16 protein-coding genes and 1 tRNA gene are annotated in these 18,707 nt (G+C 61.2%); 7 read left to right on the top strand and 10 right to left on the bottom strand.

Annotated elements, in window-relative coordinates:
- The first annotated feature begins 1 nt into the window (after position 1).
- Both AC5I5I_RS13145 and AC5I5I_RS13150 read left to right on the top strand, forming a co-directional pair.
- Positions 2-316, top strand: a complete 315-nt coding sequence (locus tag AC5I5I_RS13145) for a hypothetical protein (RefSeq protein ID WP_495973651.1) — start codon at positions 2-4, stop codon at positions 314-316.
- Positions 300-2,606, top strand: a complete 2,307-nt coding sequence (locus AC5I5I_RS13150; RefSeq protein ID WP_495973653.1) for a VapE domain-containing protein — start codon at positions 300-302, stop codon at positions 2,604-2,606. Before AC5I5I_RS13145 ends, AC5I5I_RS13150 begins: the two co-directional genes overlap by 17 nt.
- 348 nt (positions 2,607-2,954) lie before the next feature.
- On the opposite strand, the gene AC5I5I_RS13155 is transcribed toward AC5I5I_RS13150, so the two are convergent.
- Entirely contained in the window at positions 2,955-3,620 is a 666-nt protein-coding gene (locus tag AC5I5I_RS13155; RefSeq protein ID WP_495973655.1) for a nuclear transport factor 2 family protein, read from the bottom strand.
- 141 nt (positions 3,621-3,761) lie between these two features.
- The gene (locus AC5I5I_RS13160; protein ID WP_495973657.1) at positions 3,762-4,403 is read right to left on the bottom strand and encodes a competence protein CoiA family protein; all 642 of its coding nucleotides are present in this window, start codon (positions 4,401-4,403) and stop codon (positions 3,762-3,764) included.
- Between the two features lie 353 nt (positions 4,404-4,756).
- Between AC5I5I_RS13160 and AC5I5I_RS13165 the strand changes: the two genes are divergently transcribed.
- Positions 4,757-5,224, top strand: coding sequence for a hypothetical protein (locus AC5I5I_RS13165; RefSeq protein WP_495973659.1), 468 nt, complete (start codon positions 4,757-4,759; stop codon positions 5,222-5,224).
- Positions 5,225-5,231: 7 nt separating this feature from the next.
- Here AC5I5I_RS13165 and AC5I5I_RS13170 read toward each other — a convergent pair whose 3' ends face one another.
- Positions 5,232-7,382: a hypothetical protein gene (locus AC5I5I_RS13170; RefSeq protein ID WP_495973661.1), complete on the bottom strand. Its 2,151-nt coding sequence runs from the start codon at positions 7,380-7,382 to the stop codon at positions 5,232-5,234.
- Positions 7,383-7,507: 125 nt separating this feature from the next.
- Complete coding sequence (locus tag AC5I5I_RS13175) at positions 7,508-7,744, bottom strand: hypothetical protein (RefSeq protein WP_495973663.1); 237 nt, start codon at positions 7,742-7,744, stop codon at positions 7,508-7,510.
- Positions 7,745-8,989: 1,245 nt separating this feature from the next.
- On the opposite strand from AC5I5I_RS13175, the gene AC5I5I_RS13180 reads away from it, so the two are divergent.
- A complete protein-coding gene (locus AC5I5I_RS13180) occupies positions 8,990-9,346 on the top strand; it encodes a response regulator (protein WP_495973665.1) in 357 nt (118 codons plus the stop codon).
- 642 nt (positions 9,347-9,988) lie between these two features.
- Here the strand turns inward: AC5I5I_RS13180 and AC5I5I_RS13185 are convergent.
- The 5 genes from AC5I5I_RS13185 to hemC form a co-directional block, all read right to left on the bottom strand.
- Positions 9,989-10,063: transfer RNA gene (locus AC5I5I_RS13185), tRNA-Thr, on the bottom strand.
- A 70-nt stretch (positions 10,064-10,133) separates the two neighbouring features.
- The gene (locus tag AC5I5I_RS13190) at positions 10,134-11,735 is read right to left on the bottom strand and encodes a heme biosynthesis protein HemY (RefSeq protein WP_495973667.1); all 1,602 of its coding nucleotides are present in this window, start codon (positions 11,733-11,735) and stop codon (positions 10,134-10,136) included.
- Positions 11,736-11,747: 12 nt separating this feature from the next.
- The gene (locus AC5I5I_RS13195) at positions 11,748-13,172 is read right to left on the bottom strand and encodes a COG4223 family protein (RefSeq protein WP_495973669.1); all 1,425 of its coding nucleotides are present in this window, start codon (positions 13,170-13,172) and stop codon (positions 11,748-11,750) included.
- A 90-nt stretch (positions 13,173-13,262) separates the two neighbouring features.
- Positions 13,263-13,985 (bottom strand): uroporphyrinogen-III synthase, encoded by a 723-nt coding sequence (locus AC5I5I_RS13200; protein ID WP_495973671.1) that lies wholly within the window; start codon positions 13,983-13,985, stop codon positions 13,263-13,265.
- A 4-nt stretch (positions 13,986-13,989) separates the two neighbouring features.
- Positions 13,990-14,931, bottom strand: coding sequence for a hydroxymethylbilane synthase (gene hemC, locus AC5I5I_RS13205; protein WP_495973673.1), 942 nt, complete (start codon positions 14,929-14,931; stop codon positions 13,990-13,992).
- A 95-nt stretch (positions 14,932-15,026) separates the two neighbouring features.
- Here hemC and tsaD point away from each other — a divergent pair, with 95 nt between their 5' ends.
- From tsaD to AC5I5I_RS13220, 3 genes are read left to right on the top strand one after another with little or no spacing between them, the layout of a single operon-like run.
- Positions 15,027-16,073, top strand: coding sequence for a tRNA (adenosine(37)-N6)-threonylcarbamoyltransferase complex transferase subunit TsaD (tsaD, locus tag AC5I5I_RS13210; RefSeq protein WP_495973900.1), 1,047 nt, complete (start codon positions 15,027-15,029; stop codon positions 16,071-16,073).
- 2 nt (positions 16,074-16,075) lie between these two features.
- Positions 16,076-17,065 (top strand): NAD(P)H-dependent glycerol-3-phosphate dehydrogenase, encoded by a 990-nt coding sequence (locus tag AC5I5I_RS13215; RefSeq protein ID WP_495973675.1) that lies wholly within the window; start codon positions 16,076-16,078, stop codon positions 17,063-17,065.
- Between the two features lie 3 nt (positions 17,066-17,068).
- Entirely contained in the window at positions 17,069-17,485 is a 417-nt protein-coding gene (locus tag AC5I5I_RS13220) for an EVE domain-containing protein (RefSeq protein ID WP_495764449.1), read from the top strand.
- Here the strand turns inward: AC5I5I_RS13220 and AC5I5I_RS13225 are convergent.
- Positions 17,482-18,645, bottom strand: a complete 1,164-nt coding sequence (locus tag AC5I5I_RS13225) for a DNA topoisomerase IB (protein ID WP_495764445.1) — start codon at positions 18,643-18,645, stop codon at positions 17,482-17,484. The genes AC5I5I_RS13220 and AC5I5I_RS13225 overlap by 4 nt on opposite strands.
- Between the last annotated feature and the right edge of the window lie 62 nt (positions 18,646-18,707).

An 18,707-nucleotide genomic window follows, 5' to 3' on the forward strand; every position in this document is an offset into this window, starting at 1 on the left:
GATGCGACGCAAACGCAAAGAAACTCGCCATGTTCCACCGGCACTGTGGCGCGTCTATTGGCCGCTCGGAATCGAGCGTTTGCGCCCTTATGACCTGATCCGCGGCGCCGACCTAGCCAACAACCGCGCGGCCGTTCGCTCTTGGCTCTATTCGCAGGACGATATCGACCGCGAGTCGTTTTTGCTGAATTGGGTCGAATACCTAGCGACGCGTCTCGAAGCGTCAGAAAAGCGAAACCCGGCGCGGGAGCGAACCGGCCGGGTTTCAGACTGTAATGCGTCGATTGGAGAGTCGAGCAATGCCCAGACAAAATAGCACCGGCAAAAACCGGTTTCAAGACACGCTGAAGCCTCTCATTAAAGTCGGTTTCGCTGCGATTCCGCTGCATAAATGGGACGCCAAGCGGACCGTGAAGCGCAACGGCGTCGCCGTGCTGGGTAAGGACGGAAAGCCGCTCCGCCGGGAGCTTGGCAAGGCTCCGCGCGACTCCAACTGGACGACGCGCGACTATGACTCGGCCGCCGTCATTGCCGAATGCGCCGCGAACGGCTGGAACATCGGCGCCCGTATTCCTGACGACTGGGTCGTGATCGACATTGACCCGCGCAACGGCGGCGACGAAGGCTTTGCGAAGCTCTGCGAAGACTTCGGCCTAGACCCGGACGCGTGGCCCTGCCAACGGACCGGCTCCGGCGGTCGGCATTACTTTCTCCGCAAGCCCGCGGGCGTGAAGCTGCTGGATACGCTCCAGCATGACGAAGACCCGGAGCAACCGAACGAATTCGACCCGCGCCGCTATGCCGGGGTCGAGTTCAAGAGCGTCGGCCGTCAGATCGTTGCGCCCGGCTCCCGGCACCCTAACGGCAAGCTCTACAAATGGGAGCGTGACAACCTCGCCGACGCGCCAGACGTGCCCGCTGGGCTGCTGGGGGCCATCGCGCGGCCGGTCCGGGAGGCATCGGAGGGCGGAGGGCATATCACGCCCGCGCGGCTTGCCGCCGCGCTCGAAGGCTTGAACCCGGAGAAATTCCGGGCGCATGACGACTGGTTACAGCTTATGATGGCTTGCCACCATGCGACCGGCGGCGAGGGCCGACAAGAGTTCGTCGCGTGGTCGACCGCCGATCCTGAATACGCCGACGCGGCCGACGAAATCGGGCACCGCTGGGACTCGCTTCACGCCGACCGCGACGAGGGCGTGACGGTTGCGAGTCTGAATCGGCATCTAGTGAAGGCGGAGCGAAAAGATTTGCTCTTGCCGACCGAGTCCGCGGCCGACGCCTTCGGCGACGATATCCCGTTCATTGCCGAAGAGGTCGACCTTGCAAACACCGAATTCGAGTTCGACGCCGAACCGGAGTTCGACCGGTCGAAGAAAGGCGACATCGTTGCAGCGAGTCAGCATAACGTCAGAATGGCAATCGACACGCTGGGCGCTTCGGTCAGCTATGACGAATTCGCCGACAAGATTCGCATTGAGGGCCTGAAGGGCTTCGGCCCGTATCTGGACGACGCCGCGTTAGATCGGCTCTGGCTTAAGGTCGACGCGCGCTTTCACTTCCGGCCGGAGAAATCTTTTTTCACGACCGTCATTCTCGACTATGCGCGGCGCCGGTCGTTTCATCCGGTCCGCGACTATCTCGACGAAGCGCAATCCGCATGGGATGGCAAGGCGCGACTCGACCGCCTCTTGATTGACTACGGCGGCGCGAAGGATTCGCCATTCAATCGCGCGGCGTCGGCCCTGCCATTGATTGCCGCCGTTCGTCGCATCCGTAATCCCGGCGCGAAGTTCGACGAAATGGCGGTGCTGGAATCGGCGCAAGGCAAAAACAAAAGTTCGGCCCTCGAAGTGCTGGCGATACGGCCGGAATGGTTTACTGACTCGCTGCCATTGAACGCGGACAACAAGCGGACCATTGAAGCGGTCACCGGAAAGCTGATCGTCGAATGCGCCGACTTGCACGGGATGGGGAATGCCGACGTTGACCACGTAAAGGCCCAGCTATCGAGACAGGTTGACCGCGCCCGCCTGGCGTATGGGCGACTGACTACCGAACGCCCGCGGCAATTCGTGATTTACGGCACGGCGAACGCCGACAACTATTTGCGCGACCGGACCGGCAACCGCCGATTCTGGCCCGTGAAAGTCGACCGCTTCGACCTAGATCGGCTCCGGGCCGACCTGCAACAGCTGTGGGGCGAGGCGGCATGCCGGGAGGCATGGGGAGACGCGACGCGACTTGATCCGTCGCTATATGCCGCTGCAACGGCCGCCCAGACGGCCCGTACCGACGCGAAATCCGACCCGTTCACGGATACGCTGGCGAACGTGCTGAGCGGAGCCGCTGGCAAGATCACGTCCGAAGACGTTTGGAAGATTCTGGGGCTGACCGTGCCCGGCCTGCGAACGCAAGTCGTCAACGACCGGATGGGCGCCAGCATGCGTTATCTAGGATGGGTTCGAAGGCAAATCCGTGCCGACGGCATTTCCATGAAGGGTTATGTGAAAGGCCCGCAGCCGTGGCACCGTTTGTTCGTAAACGGCACGGCACCCGACGCTTATGTCTCACATGATGCTCTAGAGCTTGAAGAGGCTGAATAGCGTTACCCCGTTTCCCCCACGTTCCCCCCAAGGGGAGTAACGGGTTTCGCCTGATTTTATCGGCATTAATTAGGGGTGTTACCCCTGTTACCCCCTATTCTCTATAGAGTTCTAATGGAAAAGCACCGCGACGGGAGATACGGATTATCAGAGCGGGATATGGCATTTACGCCAGCACTCTACAGGGAATGGGGGCAACGGGGGTATCGGGGGTAACGGCGTGCAAGTTATGCCCATGAAATAAGACAAGTCGCGTTACCCCCTAGGCGCAAGAGTGCGTGACCCCCTCGAAGGCGGTAACGCTTTGGCGGGCGAGATACCGATTAATTTTTCGAGTGTTGAAAGAAGCTAATGCTTCGTCAGACCTCGGGCCTTATCGCGCTTGTGTGGGCCGCACTTAGAGTGGGCGATGGCTCCGGTCTCGTCGAATGACAGAATCATACGCACGGGCTTACCTTCATAACTGAGGTAGTCAATCGTCACCCGTTCGCCCTCAACAGCCGTTCTAATCAACGAGAACCTGCCCGGTAAGTTTGATTGGAGCTTCGGGCGCCAATATTCTTTAAGCGCACTGCGACCAGCATAGACAGCGGGACCGCTACAAGCACATTCCAGCGTCGCTTCCGACGCATAGAACTCAAGGCAGGAGCCCAGGTCACCGGACCTACATGCACTGAGCCACCGCTGAACTTGTGCAATGGGGTCAACGGAAACGCGAATGTGAGACGAAGCTGCCCGTTCCGGGCCGACACCCGATCGTGACAGGCCGAGTTCGCGAATGCGCCGCTTGACGGCTCCTTCGGAGCGCCGAAGGCGTACCGAGAGACGTGCAGGGCTTACCCCGTCACGAACCGACTGGACAAGAATCGCTTCTTCCTCCGAGGTCCAAGATGTATTTTTGGTTTTCACAACTAATCCGCTGTAGAACCCCTTCGCCCGCGGTGGCCGCAATAGTTCTAATGAAGTGTAGGCGGCCACAATGATCCATTCATCAGCGGTTAATTGTTGCGCCACGCTCCTGATCTGGACGCAGAGTTGACGTAGGAATATTTTCGGGTCCCGGTCTCGTTAGAATGCTATGCGGGCGAACTTCCGCGCCGTGCAAAAATCTGAATCAGATTCAAAAACTCGGCTGGCCCGACGATCCTTCAGTAGTCAAAATCGCCGCCGTCTCCGTTGCATCAAAGCCATATGTCGCTGAAAGCCGGAGAGAGGCTGAGGCGACTGACGAGGGACCGGAACTTCGATGACCCGCTCTTGGAAGGGCGAGCCATCCGAGAGCTCTTTAATGAAGGTCTCGACCGGAATGGGCTGCAGCAAAGCCTGACCCTTGGGGCTTTTCGGGCTCAAATTCCAGAGTACTCGGTTAGCGAACAAATCTACGCCCGATTCCCATTCGCCGAAGTCAAAGAAGACGATGCGGCCGCTTCCCGACCACTCTTCTAAAATACTGCATTCATGCAACGCAACGACGTAGACGAACCTGCTCTGATCAATGGCCCGACGCGAACGGAGCGCATCGAAGAAATTGCGTTTGGCTCTCTTTGTCCGCAAACCGTCAATGACCCAAACCATATTCCCATAAAAGTTTTCGCGCGATTGCCGCTCAGCAACACTCAGTGGTGAGTGTTGGAATTCAATTACGCAGCCGCCCTTAGTTTTTACGTCCGCCCTGTGTATCTCTCCGCTCGGCGCTCGAAGGGAAATCTCCTGCCAGTCAGTTGGAAAATTGTCTTTCCACGCACGGTGCCAAACGGTTTCGGGCTCGTGCCAAGAGTCACAGTCGCGCTTCGACAAAGTGCGACCAATGCCAAATCCGGCGCGTCCCGCATTTTGAAACCATGGCTCCGCGGCAGTCCTCGCATTCGCCGCGAACGTCCGGCTTGGCCTCGCTCCGAACGCCATTCACAAGCGCAAACTTTGTCATGACGACACTCCAATAGCTGTGAGGGCTGACCCGAATAGTTGTCAGCGTATCTGTTGCTTCAGGGGTGCCGATGGGGGGGCGGGCTATCGTTGCCGCTTATCCGTTCGTCGCGACCCGTTCGCCGGGCATTCTTGCTTCTTAGTCCATCTAGCGGGCACAGTAGATGCGATTAATCGCGACCTGTCAACGCCGAGCGGCGTTTAAGGCATCACGGAGAGAACTAATGAAGGCGGACGACCCGAAACTAAGGGCGAACTTGCAGGAGCTATTCGAGCGCCGACAACAAATCAACGAGTTAATTCTGACTGTGTTGCAAAATCACATTGTCGTCGAACAGTTCATAAATGAGTTTTTGGCCGTTGCTGGCAGGAGCAAGCGAGGCACCTTTCAAGGCAAAGTTGACAAATGCCAACTGTTGAATCCACCAGAAATTGATGCGCAAATTTGGCAAGTGCTAAAAGCTGCTAATGAACTCCGTAACAAGATTGCACATACGTTTGATCAAACTAAAATTTACGCCAAGCTGGCCGAATTACGAAAGGCCTACCATGCTGCACTAACACCAGAGCAAGCTAAACACGCTGAAAGTTTAGACGACACAAAAACAGCCGCTGGCGCATTTGAACTTTGCGGTGCATATATCGCCGCCGCCTCGGACGCCGCGAAACAGCGCAAACAGAAACACAACTAGAGCCTCGTCATCTGAGCGGAAGTTCAGGTCGCTTCATCGGTGTAATGTCACGGGGCAGCACTGGCGGCTCAATAACCGCGGGTTCGTCCGAAAGGACCGCGCGTCCACTCTTGAATTCGAGACGAGACAATTTTGAGTCCAGGCCCAGACTTTTTAGGCGGCGCTTCGCCGACCAACGACAATAGTAATTCAGGGCCGTAGCTACGCCCGGCATCGGCCGCTCTAGCAAACCGAATAGCAACCGAACGAAACTCGCCACTCCGAACAAAATCAGGATAACGTTCCAGATTGGAGAACCCTCAAAGAAGCCCGTTGCCATATTTACAGCGCCCGCCGCTCCAAGCAGGAGCAACACAATTGCAGCGACCCATTCCGTATTGCGTGCGCTTCGATTGACCGCCGTTACGGCGTTCTTTACTTGGTTTTCAGTCAAAACGAGAGACCGCGACTCCGCGTCACGCAATCGACCTACTTGTTCATTTAGGCTTGATATTTCTGACGAAGCTGCTGCCCGTTCAGCCTCAAGCTCGGCCTGATGTTTTTCCTTTAGTTCTTCTGCTGTCGCCTCACGCATGACGTTGAGTAGGTGTTCAGCGCTTTCTGCTGTGACGAACTCCTCGTTATTGAGCGTCTCGTCAGCAAGCTTTTGGACGCTTCGAGCGTCTTGCATCAGAAGATTAAATTGCTCCAACCGTTCTGGGGTGACCTGCGCAAGATGGTTGGCAAGCGCGTTTCTGACTTCGGGTCGCATCTGCAAGACCCTCTCGCATGTAGCGATTAGATGTCCGCGCGGTATCGTTTCGTCGGCACCTAAGCCAGTTCTTAGCCAAGCCGTCGTTGCTAGCTCTCGCGCATGTATAATCGGGCCCTCCTGAGTTTCGTTTATCATGCGGTTCTGCAGGCAATAATTTCGTGCATGGCTGACGAACGAACCGTTCCTCGTGACCATAACGTAGCGACTCTTGAAAACGTCGCTGCTATGCCGACCCTCGCGAAGCCGCATCACCAACGTGACGCATGTCGTGTCGTGCTCCTTTGCTGGGACATAGTTGCCCCAATAAACCGAGCCCAAAAAATCTTCGTAGTGTTCTGCGGTGAAGAATCTGTGAGCGCCCGGAAAGCTGTCCAAGGTCAGCGGTCTAACTGTAACCCCTGCGTTATCTAATGCACGTTCGGGATTGTTTGCGACCGCTGAGACAAATTCGGCAGAGACTTCTTTTCTTATCATGGCGTTGTGAGTGTAGCCGCGGCGCTGCTCGGGCGGCAGCCCCATCATGCTTCGCAAGTTACGCTGCATTTCGACACAACTAATCGGCAACACAACGAAGCTAACGCCAATCTTCCGCAACGCGTTGACTACTGTAACGATGTCATCTTTCAAGGCTTTGCCAGAGCAACCGACGAAATCCAACGCCATGGGCGCGTCAAGTATTACGGTTAGGTCGGTCTTATTCTCTGTATGTGTCGGCTTCAGAAAATCTTCAACGACCTCCGCCAACAAGGCGATAGAGGAAAGCCGTATGAGATGCGGCGCGAACTCTTGCCGTCGGCGCATTAGATGCCTAACGAAACGTGCACACATGTACCGATCGTTCGGGTCGAGGCCCGTTTCGCCCTCCTCTAGTTTAGATACCAACTCGCCAGCCTCGCCGCTTGGCTCCAAGTCTCCGAGTTGTCGCGCATATGCACCCTGACCCTGCGCGTCCATTAGGACTAAGAATCGAATCAGAATCTCCTTCAACTCATCGCGCGATTTCTTGTACGAGAGAAGGTCTGTCACACGCGGAGGGAATTTTTCAAATTCATCTATGATTTGCTCGAACGCCGTCACGATTGCAGGCGGAGTCACATCGGCTTTGGAGTCGGTGTAATGCACGGTCCAGATTGCTTGGTTCCCGACCGTCTTGGCCTGTCGGCGCAAAATTCCCTTACGCTCCAGCCTCGGAACGAAGCTCGCCGCAATGTCGCCAGTGAATCGCCAGCGATATAGTTTCCGAACGCCGGCAGAGAAGGTATGCGGATTCCATACCTTCCCATTCATGAGCACGAATATTGGCTCGAAGAATGGAATGAGAGCGTCAAGTACATCGCTATCCGGGCCGCGCAACTCGGAGAGCGCGGCGTAAACTCTCAACGCACGGCGTGTGACATTGCTCATTCGCTGCTCCCATCGACACACGCATCTGAAAAATGGTGCGTTCGACGCTGAACTTACAAATTGCTGTCGCCTATGAAACGTAGTTGCGCTGCGGGCGCACAACACCGCGTCCGCAGCGCATTCTGTTAAGGCTTTTGTTGCGCGAAGACCAAGAGCTGCCACTCAATTGGCTTGCTCCGGTCCTGATGTTGATGATGATTTTGCGGCGGCAGCGGATTGTTCTTATTCGCCGCGATTTCATCCCCGCAATTTACACAACGATAGATGCCGGAGTCGCTGACCACCGTCCCTGGCTTGTACTTGGAATCGTAAGCTGAATGGTCGCTCTGATTAAGATGTTGACCATACTTGTATTGCGCCATTGAAATAGCTCCGTCTTAGGAGCCGGGCTTGACCTGAAGGCATTCCCGGATTGTAATCCGGGTGTTCACCACTGCCTCGGCCCGCAGCCCGGCTTATTGGGTTGCGCGGGCAAACAAGAGCCGCCAGCGTCAACTGGCGGCTCTTCGTTTGTCAGCTTGATTACGGATGGATTCGGAGTTCCGAGTCAACCGGCGGTATGCTTGTCCCGGCTCTTCACAACCCTAGAGTCGTTGTGGGCGAACATACTTGACACGAATCGCGGCCGAGCCGTGCTTCATGGTTCTGCCGATTCTATTCGTGCTCGCATCATCTGCGACACTAACCTGATTAGCCGGGAAGGTTGGAAACAGCGCACCGCGATTGTCCAGCCCCCAACTCGGATGCATCATCGACGCACCCTTGTGCCCACACTCGGTACAGCGGAAGGCGGCGAGCATTCTGTATATTGGCGCATCCGGTCCGAGCCGGATCATGTGCGGCACGACCGCTGAAGCGCCGGAGTGCATGCACTGATAGCCGCCGGGCAATTTGCCTTCGCACCATATGACGAACCACGGGACGGCACGCCGAAGCTCCGCAAGGGTGCCGATGTAATCGGTTCGGGTTCGAGGCATGGGGCACCGGCTCCGCGCGGTCGGCGGCGAGTGGCGTGCCCTATGGTCTAAGTTTATGACGAGTCGCCAAGCCGCGTCAGTGTTCCAATTGACAGGAACGTGAACCCGCCGCTCCGACATGTGGAATAGGTTGATAGCTCAGACGGAGGATTTGCAATGCGCTCATTTCTCTTTTCGTGTTCGGCACTGGCACTGATTCTGAGCACCGCCCCAGCGTCGGCTATGTGCGGCGGCATGGGCATGGGTCAGCAAGCGCAATCGACTGGGCAAGGCGGCATGATGTGCGGCCGTCCGTCGGGTTCGACGCAAGCCGAAGACCCATTCGGAATGAAGGTCCAGCCCCAACAACAATCGCAGGGCGGCATGGGGATGTGTCCGTGTTGCCGCGGCATGGCGATGATGCGACCCGGCGGGACGCAAGGCGACGACCCCCACAAAGGAATGGACATGTCGCCGAAGCCGCAACAGTAGCGGTTCCGACGGCGGGCCGTTTGAGGCTTAAGGCCGGGCACTCGTTGCCCGGCCTTTTTGTTGCTGGGACGGCAATGATGAGTTGAGGAAAATGCGTGGTGAACTTTTCGCGACGCCACCGCTTCTACACTCGTTCCGAGAGTTTGGACCGGTGGCACGATGCGTACGGGTGCAGTGGTTCTTGTCGTGGAGGACGAGCTCCTAATAAGGGCGGTTGCGGTCGACGCCCTCGAAGAAGCGGGATTCGTGACGCTTGAAGCCGGAGACGCAGATGAGGCAATCCGGCTGTTGGAGACCTACCCGGACATTAGGCTGGTTTTCACCGACATCCATATGCCGGGTTCCATGGACGGCGCCAAATTAGCGGACGCTGTCCGAAAGCGTTGGCCGCCGGTTCGTGTTATTGTGACGTCGGCACGGCCCAAGCCCGCCCTAATAGATGTTGCGGTTTTTCTTCCCAAACCTTACGCCCTTTCCGACCTCCAAAAGCACGTCGGAGCGGCCTTAGACGTGTAAGCAATGGGAAGTGGAATACGCGTAATTCACATCACCTATGTGTATTTGAACACACGCGTGGCGTACAAATCAGTGTAGAGTTCCATCATCACCGATATCGACCCTACAAGGCGTCGGTGGCTGAGAGACCGGTTTGTGCTTTCGCCTTTCCTTTTGCGTATTGCGACAGCACCATGCCAGATACTCCCATTGGACTCGCATTCTCACATCTCGTTCCTGCGGTGGCTTGTGCGGCATGTGGTGGCAACGCCCATTGCTTCAGGCGAGAACCGAATGACGGCAACGAAATTCAGTCTTTCCGATGCGTGCAATGCGATATGGAGATGCATCTGGTTGCCACTGCAGCAGGCCCAATTGTACCGTCTCTTCGCGGAGCCAAAAGGCTCCGCAGGCTGCGTGCGTTCTTCAATCGACGGGTGCTAAGAAGATCAGCTTAGGGTGCCGGGAAACCGCCCCGTCGGCGAGGGCTAGGGCCTTCTGAGGCTCCGACCTAGCCCCTTCCCGATTCAACGCGTGTAGGGTCCTCCTGCGAAAATCGACCGCCGGCGGCGGACACGCTTCTAGTCGACCGACCCCAGATCGACCCCAGACACAAACGCCCCCTCGCCCGGTTCGAGGCTATCGCATTTTATTGGGTTTTTTTGGTGCCGGCGGAGGGATTTGAACCCCCGACCACCCGCTTACGAAGCGGATGCTCTACCACTGAGCTACGCCGGCTCACTGCAATGCGGTAAGGCGCTCCTGATAGCCGCCTGACCCTCTTTTTTCAAGGCGCAGTCCCGCCTGATCAGAAAAAGAACAGCCGCTTCCAGCCAGGCGAACTGGATGTCGAGTCCGGCAGCGGCTCGCGTTCCTGGTCCGGATCGGGCCCGGGATCGTCCGGCACATGGGCGATCGGAACGACCGATTCCGGCACCTCGCGTGCTCCGGTGACGGCGCGAGGGGCTGCGGGCGGTAGCGGAGCAGCCGGCGCCGATGCCTTGGGTGCCGCCGGAGCCGCGGTTGGAATAGCAGGCGGTGGCGCCGGGTCAGGTGCCGGAACAGCCTCGATGACCGGACGCGCCGGTTCCGGCTCCGCCACGACCTCATCGGCAGCAGGCGCCGACGCGATGGCGGCAACCGGCGCCTTCCATTCGAACGCATCGATACGGCCGGAAACCGGAGACATCGGCATCCATTGCTCGGAGACAAATCCATCCGCCGTCCAGGCCGGATCGCGCGCTGCATAGACGGCGCGCGCCGTCCATTCGCGCGAGCGCCCTTCGTCGGCGAACTCCGCCTGTTCGAGATCGGCCATCAGCAGGGCCACGCGTTGCGTGGGCTGCGCGAGGAACGGTAAGAGAGCGTTGCGGGCTTCGCTGAATTCGCGCGCATCGATTGCCGCGCGTGCGAGCGCCAGCGCGCTCTCGACATGACTGGGCGCAAGTCCCGCAAGCCGTCGCACCCGTGTGAGTCGATCGCGGGCGGAATCGCCGAAGCGCAGATAGGCGTAAGTCTCGGCGAGATCGGGATGCGGCGTGACCTCCCACGCGCGCTCGATCATGCGGGTCGCCTTGCGCAGATCGCCACCTTCGGCGAGATAACGCGCCGCCAGCGCGACTGCAGGCACCAGATCGGGTGCAAGCTTCACCGCCTCATGGACCAGCGGCTGCGAGGTCTCGCGTTCGCTGTCCTGCAGGGAAAGCGCGCGTGCGGTGAGCAGCACGGCGCGCTGACGGCGGTAGTTCGCCCGGTCGAGCGCGCCGGCGGCACGGTTTTTCTCCAGCATGTCGAGCGCACCGGCGAAGTCGCCGCTGGCGCAACGGATCTGCAGCACGGCGCTGCCGGCCCATGGCAACGCCGGTGCGATCTTCGCGGCCTCCTCGGCATAGGCGCTCGCGCTTGCGAGATCGTCGCGACGCTGTGCCTCGATGAACAGACCGCGCAGCCCGAGCAGCTTGGTGCGTTCATCGCCGGCCATGCGTCGGAACGAATTTTCAGCAGCATTGCGGTCGCCGCCCAGTTGCGCGGCTTGCGCTGTCAACAGCAGCGCCAGCGGATCAGCGGGCGCGATCTTCCGCACTTCCTCCGCATAGCGTTGCGCGGCCCGGGCGTCGCCGGCGCCGACCGCGATCAATCCGCGCATGATTGCGCGCTGTCCGCGCATGTCGCGCCGGTCGCGAAGCGCAGCCGAGACCCGTGCAGGCGAGCGCCACAAACCGCGCAGGATTGACCACAGCAGCAACGTGATCGCGAACAGCGCAATGGCGCCCACCGTGAGCACCATCACGGACGTTTCGATATGCCAGCCAAGCCACTTGATGGCGACATCGCCTGGCCGGTCGGCAAGCCAAGCCTTCGCGAGTGCGATCAGCCCGACAACGACAAGAAATAATACGACTCGAACCATCAGGTAATCGCCTCAGGAGCCCGGCTTGGTCAGTGCAGCCAGCGCGGTCTGCGAAACATTGCGCGCTGCCGCGATCGCCGCATTGCGTGCTTCAGCCTTCTTGATCCAGGCCGCGGCCGGCGCACGCGCATCCGGCGGCAACTTGTTGAGCTCGGCCAGCGCACCGCGGATATCGGCATGTTCGGCGCGGGTTTCGACCCGGGTGCTGACACTTGTCGGATCATCACCAACGACATCACCGGCGGGCCTGATGCGTATAATCTTCGATGCGTTGGCCTTGAGCCGCTCCAGGAACGTCTCCTGCTGCACTTCATCCTTGCGAGCGATCTTCCAGATCGCCGGCATCAGACCGGCGAGTTCGCGACCGAGCGATGCCGCACTCGGCACACCGGACGAAGCAAACGATTCGAGCGGAGCGAATGCAGCAGCATCTCCTGACAGGGATTTTGCCGAAGCGAGTTCCGGGGCAAACGGCGTGCCGCTGTCCACCATATCGCGCAGTGCGAGCGCCGCGATCGCGAACCGGCCCTTGGCGTCGTCGGCGGACAGGCGGCGTGCGAGTTCGGCCTGGCTATCGCGCACCGATTGTTCAAGGGCGGCAATCCGCGTGTTGAGCGCGTCGAGATCGGCGCGCGCTTCCGGCGACGGACCTTGCGATTTCTGCGCCGCTTCGGCGGCGGACGCCGCACTCGATGCCCGCTCGCGGGCTTCATTCGCCACCGCCGCGATATCGTCGCTGCGCTTCTCACGCGATGCGGTCATGTCGGCGAGCGTTTTGACGGCAGCTTCCGCGGCTACGATGCGCGCGACGATTTGCTGATCGCTGGCGCGCGGCGCATTGAGCTGCGCTTCGAGTTTGGCGAGGCGCGCCTGCAATTGCGGGTCTTCTTTCGGCAGCGCGCCGATTTGCGCCTCCAGCTTGTCGATGCGGCCCTGCAACTCGGGCGGCAGCGCCGCTACGGCCGGCTGCGGGGCGAGCGCGCCCGTTTGCGGCGCGCGACTCGACAGCCATTGGCCGGCCCCCATGCCGATCGCGAAAAATATCACGGCAGCGGCGAGAGCGATCCCGATGACCGACCATGGCATGCCTCTGCTGGGCTGCGCCGCTGCGGCGCGATCACCGTCGACCGGGGGAACATTCCCGGTTGCCCGGTGGCCCGTTTCCGGTGCGGACCTGACGGTTTCGGGCGCGCGCGGCGGCGGTGTGCTGGCCGGCTCAGCCGCCGGTTTGACGGGTTCCGTTTTGACCACCGACTCGGGCTTGGTGTCGGGCTTTGTCTCGGCCTTGGCTTGCGGCTTGTTTTCAGCGCTCGCCTCAGGCTTCGCCGCCGGTTCCGGCTTAATCTCCGTGGCAGTCAGGTCGATGGTATTCGGCCGCTTCTGAGGCTGCGCGGCCGCGCCGGCCGGCTTGTTCGGATCGTTCTTTTCATTGGCCATGCGCGGTCTCCTGCGACGAGACGACGAGAACCGCAACCCGGCTCCCGTGGTTTCTCGATACTAAGGATGAGGCATTGCGGCAACTTGACCTTAGGACGCGGAGACCAACGCCAGCATCGCCGATTCATCCATTTTTTGCGCAACAAGAATGGATTTGGCGTTAATCGCGGCCAGCGGTTCCGCCGCCCGCGCGGACAGGCAGAAATGTGTCAGGCGCGCGCCTGCCGCTTCGGCACCGGCGGCCCGGACACAATCGACGAAAATTGCGGTGCTGCGGCGCGAATAATGCAGCACACCGTCGAACGCACCCGCTTTCAGGGCGGCGGCCACGTCCGGTGCAAAATTGCGTGCGGCCCGGGCGCGGTAAACCACGACGAGATCGAGCCGCAAGCCGTAGGGCGCGAGTTCGGCGGCCATATCGCGCGCCCGATCGTCGCCGGCAAGATAAAGAAGTGGATCGGCGCGCCCTCCTCCGGCCTGCCGCTCCCCGATCAGCCGTGCCAGGTCGCCGCCATCGCCACCGGCGGATTGGACATTGGCAAAGCCGGCAAGCCGGGCCGCGGCCGCGGTCTGCGGACCGACCGCAAAGCAATCGAGCGCCACAACACGCTCGCGGTCCTGATGCTTCGCGATGGCGCGCGCGGCGTTCCCGCTCGTCAGCAGCACTGCGGCATACGGGCCGGGACCGATGGCGGCATCCGCAATGTTTTCGATCTCGAGCACTGGCGCGAAGACCGGCTCGTGCCCGATCGCACGCAATGCCGCCGCGGTGCGTTCCGCTTCGGGCCGGGGCCGCGTCAGCAACAGCCGCACGTCTTTATCCGCCAGTAAAGAAGTCAGGCCCGCCCTTCGCCTTCAACTCGCGGCCGGCGTCGGCTCCCATGCGCACTGCATCGGCGATCGCGCCGTCCCGCACAGTCTCGAATACCTCGCTGCCATCGGGGCGCAGGATCATGCCGCGAAAACACAACGCATCGCCCTCGACGATGGCGTGACCGGCAATCGGTGTCCGGCACGAACCATCGAGCGCCGCCAGGAATGCACGTTCGGTATCCAGCGCAATCGCGGTATCGCGATCCGCAATCGGCGCCAGCAAATCGAGCGTGCGCGTGTCGTTCTCGCGAGCCTCGATGCCGATCGCGCCCTGACCGACCGCCGGTGGAAAGACATCCAGCGGCAGGATCGCGGTTGCAACATCCTCAAGACCGAGGCGCTTCAGGCCGGCGAGGGCAAGCAACGTCGCATCGACCTCGCCCTCGCCGAGTTTTCGCAGGCGCGACTGCACATTGCCGCGAAATACTTCGACCCGCAGGTCCGGCCGCAAGCGTTTCACCAAAGCCTGACGGCGCAGCGACGCGCTTCCAACCAGACCGCCCACGGGCAGGTCGGCGATTGTCGCGGCCTTGTGGCTGATGAAGACATCGCGCACATCCTCGCGTTCCAGATAGGCGACCAGCGCGAGCCCGTCCGGCAGCGCCGTCGGCATATCCTTGGATGAATGCACCGCAATGTCGATTGTGTGCGAGAGCAGGGCCTCCTCGATTTCCTTCGTGAACAGGCCCTTGCCGCCGGCTTCGGACAGCGGCCGGTCGAGGATCTGGTCGCCGGTTGTCTTGATGACATGAATGGCAACGTCGTCGGGCGCGCAGCCATGCGCGGCGGCCAGCCGGTCGCGCACGGTATGCGCCTGCGCCAGCGCCAATGGAGAGCCGCGCGTACCGATCCGCAACAGGTGCGCGGAAGAAGCCGATTGCGCCATCAAACCTCGCAATGCTAACCCGGGCCACTGCCAATAGGCCCCGTTCTGGCGCCGACATAGGGCCGTGTCCCGGCAAGGATTGCAAGCCGATGATCGTGCTGGGCATCGAAACGACCTGTGACGAGACCGCGGCTGCGATCGTGGAGCGCGATCACGCCGGACGCGGACGTATTCTGTCGGATATCGTGCTGTCGCAGACCGACGAGCATGCTGCCTTCGGCGGCGTGGTGCCGGAAATCGCCGCCCGCGCCCATGTCGAGGTGCTGGACCTGCTGATCGCCCAGGCGATGGCGGAAGCGCAATGCGATTTCGCCTCGCTTGACGGCGTCGCGGCCGCGGCAGGACCGGGCCTGATCGGCGGCGTCATCGTCGGGCTGACCACCGCCAAAGCCATCGCGATGGTCCACAAGACCCCGCTGATCGCGGTCAATCATCTGGAAGCGCACGCCCTGACGGCGCGGCTGACCGATGGCGTCGATTTTCCCTACTGCCTGTTCCTCGCCTCCGGCGGCCATACCCAGATCGTCGCCGTGCGCGATGTCGGTGACTATGTCCTGCTGGGCAACACCATGGACGACGCCATTGGTGAGGCCTTCGACAAGACCGCCAAGCTGCTCGGTCTCGGCTATCCGGGCGGTCCTCAGGTCGAGCGGATGGCCCAGCGCGGCAACCCGCACCGCTTCGCATTGCCGCGGCCGCTGCAATACCGGCGCGAACCCGATTTCTCGCTGTCCGGACTGAAAACGGCCTTGCGGCTCGAGGCGGAGCGGATCGCGCCGTTGTCCGATCAGGATGTCGCCGATCTGTGCGCTTCGTTCCAGCAGGCCGTGGTCGACACGGTCCACGACCGGCTGCGCGCCGGACTACGCCTGTTTGCCGAGCGCTATGGAGCGCCGCAGGCGCTGGTGGCGGCGGGTGGCGTCGCCGCCAATCAGAGCGTGCGGGACGTGCTGCAGCGTCTGGCCGGCGAAGCGCGCATCCGCCTGATCGTGCCGCCGCCGGCTTTGTGCACCGATAACGGCGCGATGATCGCCTGGGCCGGCGCCGAGCGGCTCGCGGCCGGTCTGACCGACACGCTCGATGTCGTCCCTCGCGCGCGCTGGCCGCTGGAAGCGGTGGCGCATGCCGGATTGCGAGACTGACCATGCCCTATCAGAGGCTTTCCATTATCGGCGGCGGGAGTTGGGGACTGGCGCTTGCCAGCGCCGCACAACGGGCCGGTCGCGATGTGATGGTGTGGACCCGCAGCGCCGTGGCCGCGGAAAAGCTGAGCCGAACGCGGCAGAGCGAGCGACTGCCCGGCGTCCGCATCGACGATCGCATCGCGATCACGGCGAGCCTTGATGAGGCCGCGCGCTGCGATGCCATCCTGCTGGTCGTCCCGGCCCAGGCACTGCGAGAGGTCGCCTCTGCGCTTGGGCCGCTGATCACCAACGGGATGCCGGTCATCGCCTGCGCCAAGGGTATCGAACGCGGCACCCGCAAGTTCATGACCGAAGTGATCGCGGAAGCTGCGCCGAATGCTGCGCCCGCGATCCTTTCGGGTCCGAGCTTTGCGGCCGATGTGATCAAGGGTTTGCCGACCGCGGTCACGCTCGCCGCTGCGGATGAGAAGGTCGCAGCCACGCTGACGCGGGCACTCGGCTCCGCGAGCTTCCGGCCGTATCATACGACCGATCTTCGCGGCGTCGAAATCGGCGGCGCTGCAAAGAACGTGCTGGCGATCGCGTCGGGCGTCGTTTCGGGCCGCGGACTCGGCGCCAGTGCTGCGGCCGCACTGACGACGCGCGGCTTTGCCGAGATCATGCGCTTCGGCCGCGCGCTGGGCGCGAAGGCCGAAACCTTGACCGGCCTGTCTGGCCTCGGTGACACCATCCTCTCCTGTTCGACGCCGCAATCGCGCAACTTCTCTTTCGGGCTTTCGCTCGGACGCGGGCTGTCGCCATTGGAGGCGCTCGGCAACGAGAAGCTCGCCGAAGGGGTCTTCACGGCGTCGGTTCTTCATGAGATGGCGCGTGAAGCCGGCGTCGAAATGCCGATCATGGAGGCCGTTGCCGATGTAGTCGACGGCAAGGCAAGTGTGGACGACGTGATCGAACGCCTGCTGGCGCGCCCGGTCCGTGCAGAGGTTTGAAAGATGAATTACTGGCTGGTCAAAAGCGAACCCGATGCCTGGTCATGGGAGCAGCAGGTGAAGTCCGGCAAGAAGGGCGAAGCCTGGACCGGCGTGCGCAATCACTCCGCGAAACTGAATTTGCAGAAGATGAAGAAGGGCGATCTCGCCTTCTTCTATCATTCGAATGTCGGCAAGGAGATCGTCGGCATCGTCGAGGTGGTCCGCGAGGCTTATCCGGACCCGTCCGCCAAGGCCGGCGATCCCTGGGTCGTCGTCGATTTCGCCGCCCGCGAACCGCTGAAAACGCCGGTGACGCTCGAGTCAATCAAGGACGAGCCGAAGCTCAAGGACATGGCCCTGGTCAAACTGTCGCGGCTGTCGGTGCAGCCGGTCACCGCCGCGGAGTGGAAGGTCGTCTGCAAGATGGGCGGGGTCTAGCCCGCCGCAGCAATCACCTGAGCCAGCACCTTTTCCCGCCCGCCAGCCGAGCGGCATGATTTCAACGTGCGTGAAAACTTTTCAAGAATGCCGTTCTCGAAAGCCGTGACCACGGTGTGATGAACGTAGCTCTTGCGGCAGATCGCCGGCGTATTGGCGAGTTCTTCCGCGGTCTCGCGGATTGCATCCAGCACCTGCTTTCTTCGCTTTCTTTCGCTGTCGGCTGGCCGAACGCGCGCAAGCGAGTCCATCACCGCGGCGGAAGCCAGCAGGGTGCGGAAATCCTTCAGCGAGATCGATGTCCCCGCAATGTCGCGCAGAAACCCATTCACCTGCGCGGATGACACAGGCCGGACCGTGCCGTCGCCGCCGCGGTACTGGAAAAGCCTGCTTCCGGGCAGCGATTTCAAGACGCCGACCGCATGCACCAGGCGCTCGGCGTCGCATTCCTTCTGGACTTGCTTGCCGCCCTTGGCCCGAAACGACAGCACGATGCAGTCGCCATCAATCGACACGTTGGATTTCAGCAGCGTCGTGGCACCTCGCGTACCGTTGACGCGGGTATAGGTTTCGTTGCCGGCACGAATCGCTGTCCGCGCGATCAGTTCGATGACCGCCGCCAATGCGAAATCCCGCGTCGGCTGGCTGCCCGACAAAATCTTCGCCACCTTGCGCCGCACCTTTGGCAAGGCATCGACCATCCGCGCCAGCCGCCGCGCCTTTCGCAGCTCGCGGAGCCTGTCCCAATCCGGGTGATATCGGTATTGCAGCCGGCCGGCGGCGTCGCGACCCACGGCTTGCAGGTGTGCCGCGGGGTCCGACGCGTATCGTACATCCTCGTAAGCGGGCGGGACTGCGAGCGAAGCCAGCCGCGCGAGAATGTCTTTCCGTCGCAACGGGAGCCCCTCGGCGTTCAGGTAGCGGTAGGACTTTCCGTAGCGGCGGCGGCTCCATGTCAGCTCGTCGACCCGAACGAGCGACAGCTTCAAACGCCGAGCCAGTCGTACGGTCGAGGCCGACCAACGCGGCAATCCGGCCCGTGCCGGCACCGGCCGCTCCGGAGCGATCGAGGGGGACAGTATTTCGGCGGATATGATGTCGGTCACAACGGCTCTTAACGGCCATATCTGGAAAGCGTTCCGCAGGGCTCTCCCACGCATAGCGCAGTGGTTTGACGAAAGTGGAACATACAAGCCCTTGTCGCTGCCCAAGGGCCTGTCGC

This window comes from Pseudorhodoplanes sp., assembly GCF_059499825.1.

Excerpts from the sequence above, each read along its gene's own strand:
- AC5I5I_RS13215 (WP_495973675.1), top strand. The coding sequence starts at position 16,076 with ATGCCCTATCAGAGGCTTTCCATTATCGGCGGCGGGAGTTGGGGACTG.
- AC5I5I_RS13190 (WP_495973667.1), bottom strand. The coding sequence starts at position 11,735 with ATGGTTCGAGTCGTATTATTTCTTGTCGTTGTCGGGCTGATCGCACTC.
- hemC (WP_495973673.1), bottom strand. The coding sequence starts at position 14,931 with ATGGCGCAATCGGCTTCTTCCGCGCACCTGTTGCGGATCGGTACGCGC.
- AC5I5I_RS13195 (WP_495973669.1), bottom strand. The coding sequence starts at position 13,172 with ATGGCCAATGAAAAGAACGATCCGAACAAGCCGGCCGGCGCGGCCGCG.
- AC5I5I_RS13220 (WP_495764449.1), top strand. The coding sequence starts at position 17,069 with ATGAATTACTGGCTGGTCAAAAGCGAACCCGATGCCTGGTCATGGGAG.
- AC5I5I_RS13165 (WP_495973659.1), top strand. The coding sequence starts at position 4,757 with ATGAAGGCGGACGACCCGAAACTAAGGGCGAACTTGCAGGAGCTATTC.
- AC5I5I_RS13150 (WP_495973653.1), top strand. The coding sequence starts at position 300 with ATGCCCAGACAAAATAGCACCGGCAAAAACCGGTTTCAAGACACGCTG.
- AC5I5I_RS13145 (WP_495973651.1), top strand. The coding sequence starts at position 2 with ATGCGACGCAAACGCAAAGAAACTCGCCATGTTCCACCGGCACTGTGG.
- AC5I5I_RS13175 (WP_495973663.1), bottom strand. The coding sequence starts at position 7,744 with ATGGCGCAATACAAGTATGGTCAACATCTTAATCAGAGCGACCATTCA.
- AC5I5I_RS13225 (WP_495764445.1), bottom strand. The coding sequence starts at position 18,645 with ATGCGTGGGAGAGCCCTGCGGAACGCTTTCCAGATATGGCCGTTAAGA.
- AC5I5I_RS13170 (WP_495973661.1), bottom strand. The coding sequence starts at position 7,382 with ATGAGCAATGTCACACGCCGTGCGTTGAGAGTTTACGCCGCGCTCTCC.
- AC5I5I_RS13180 (WP_495973665.1), top strand. The coding sequence starts at position 8,990 with ATGCGTACGGGTGCAGTGGTTCTTGTCGTGGAGGACGAGCTCCTAATA.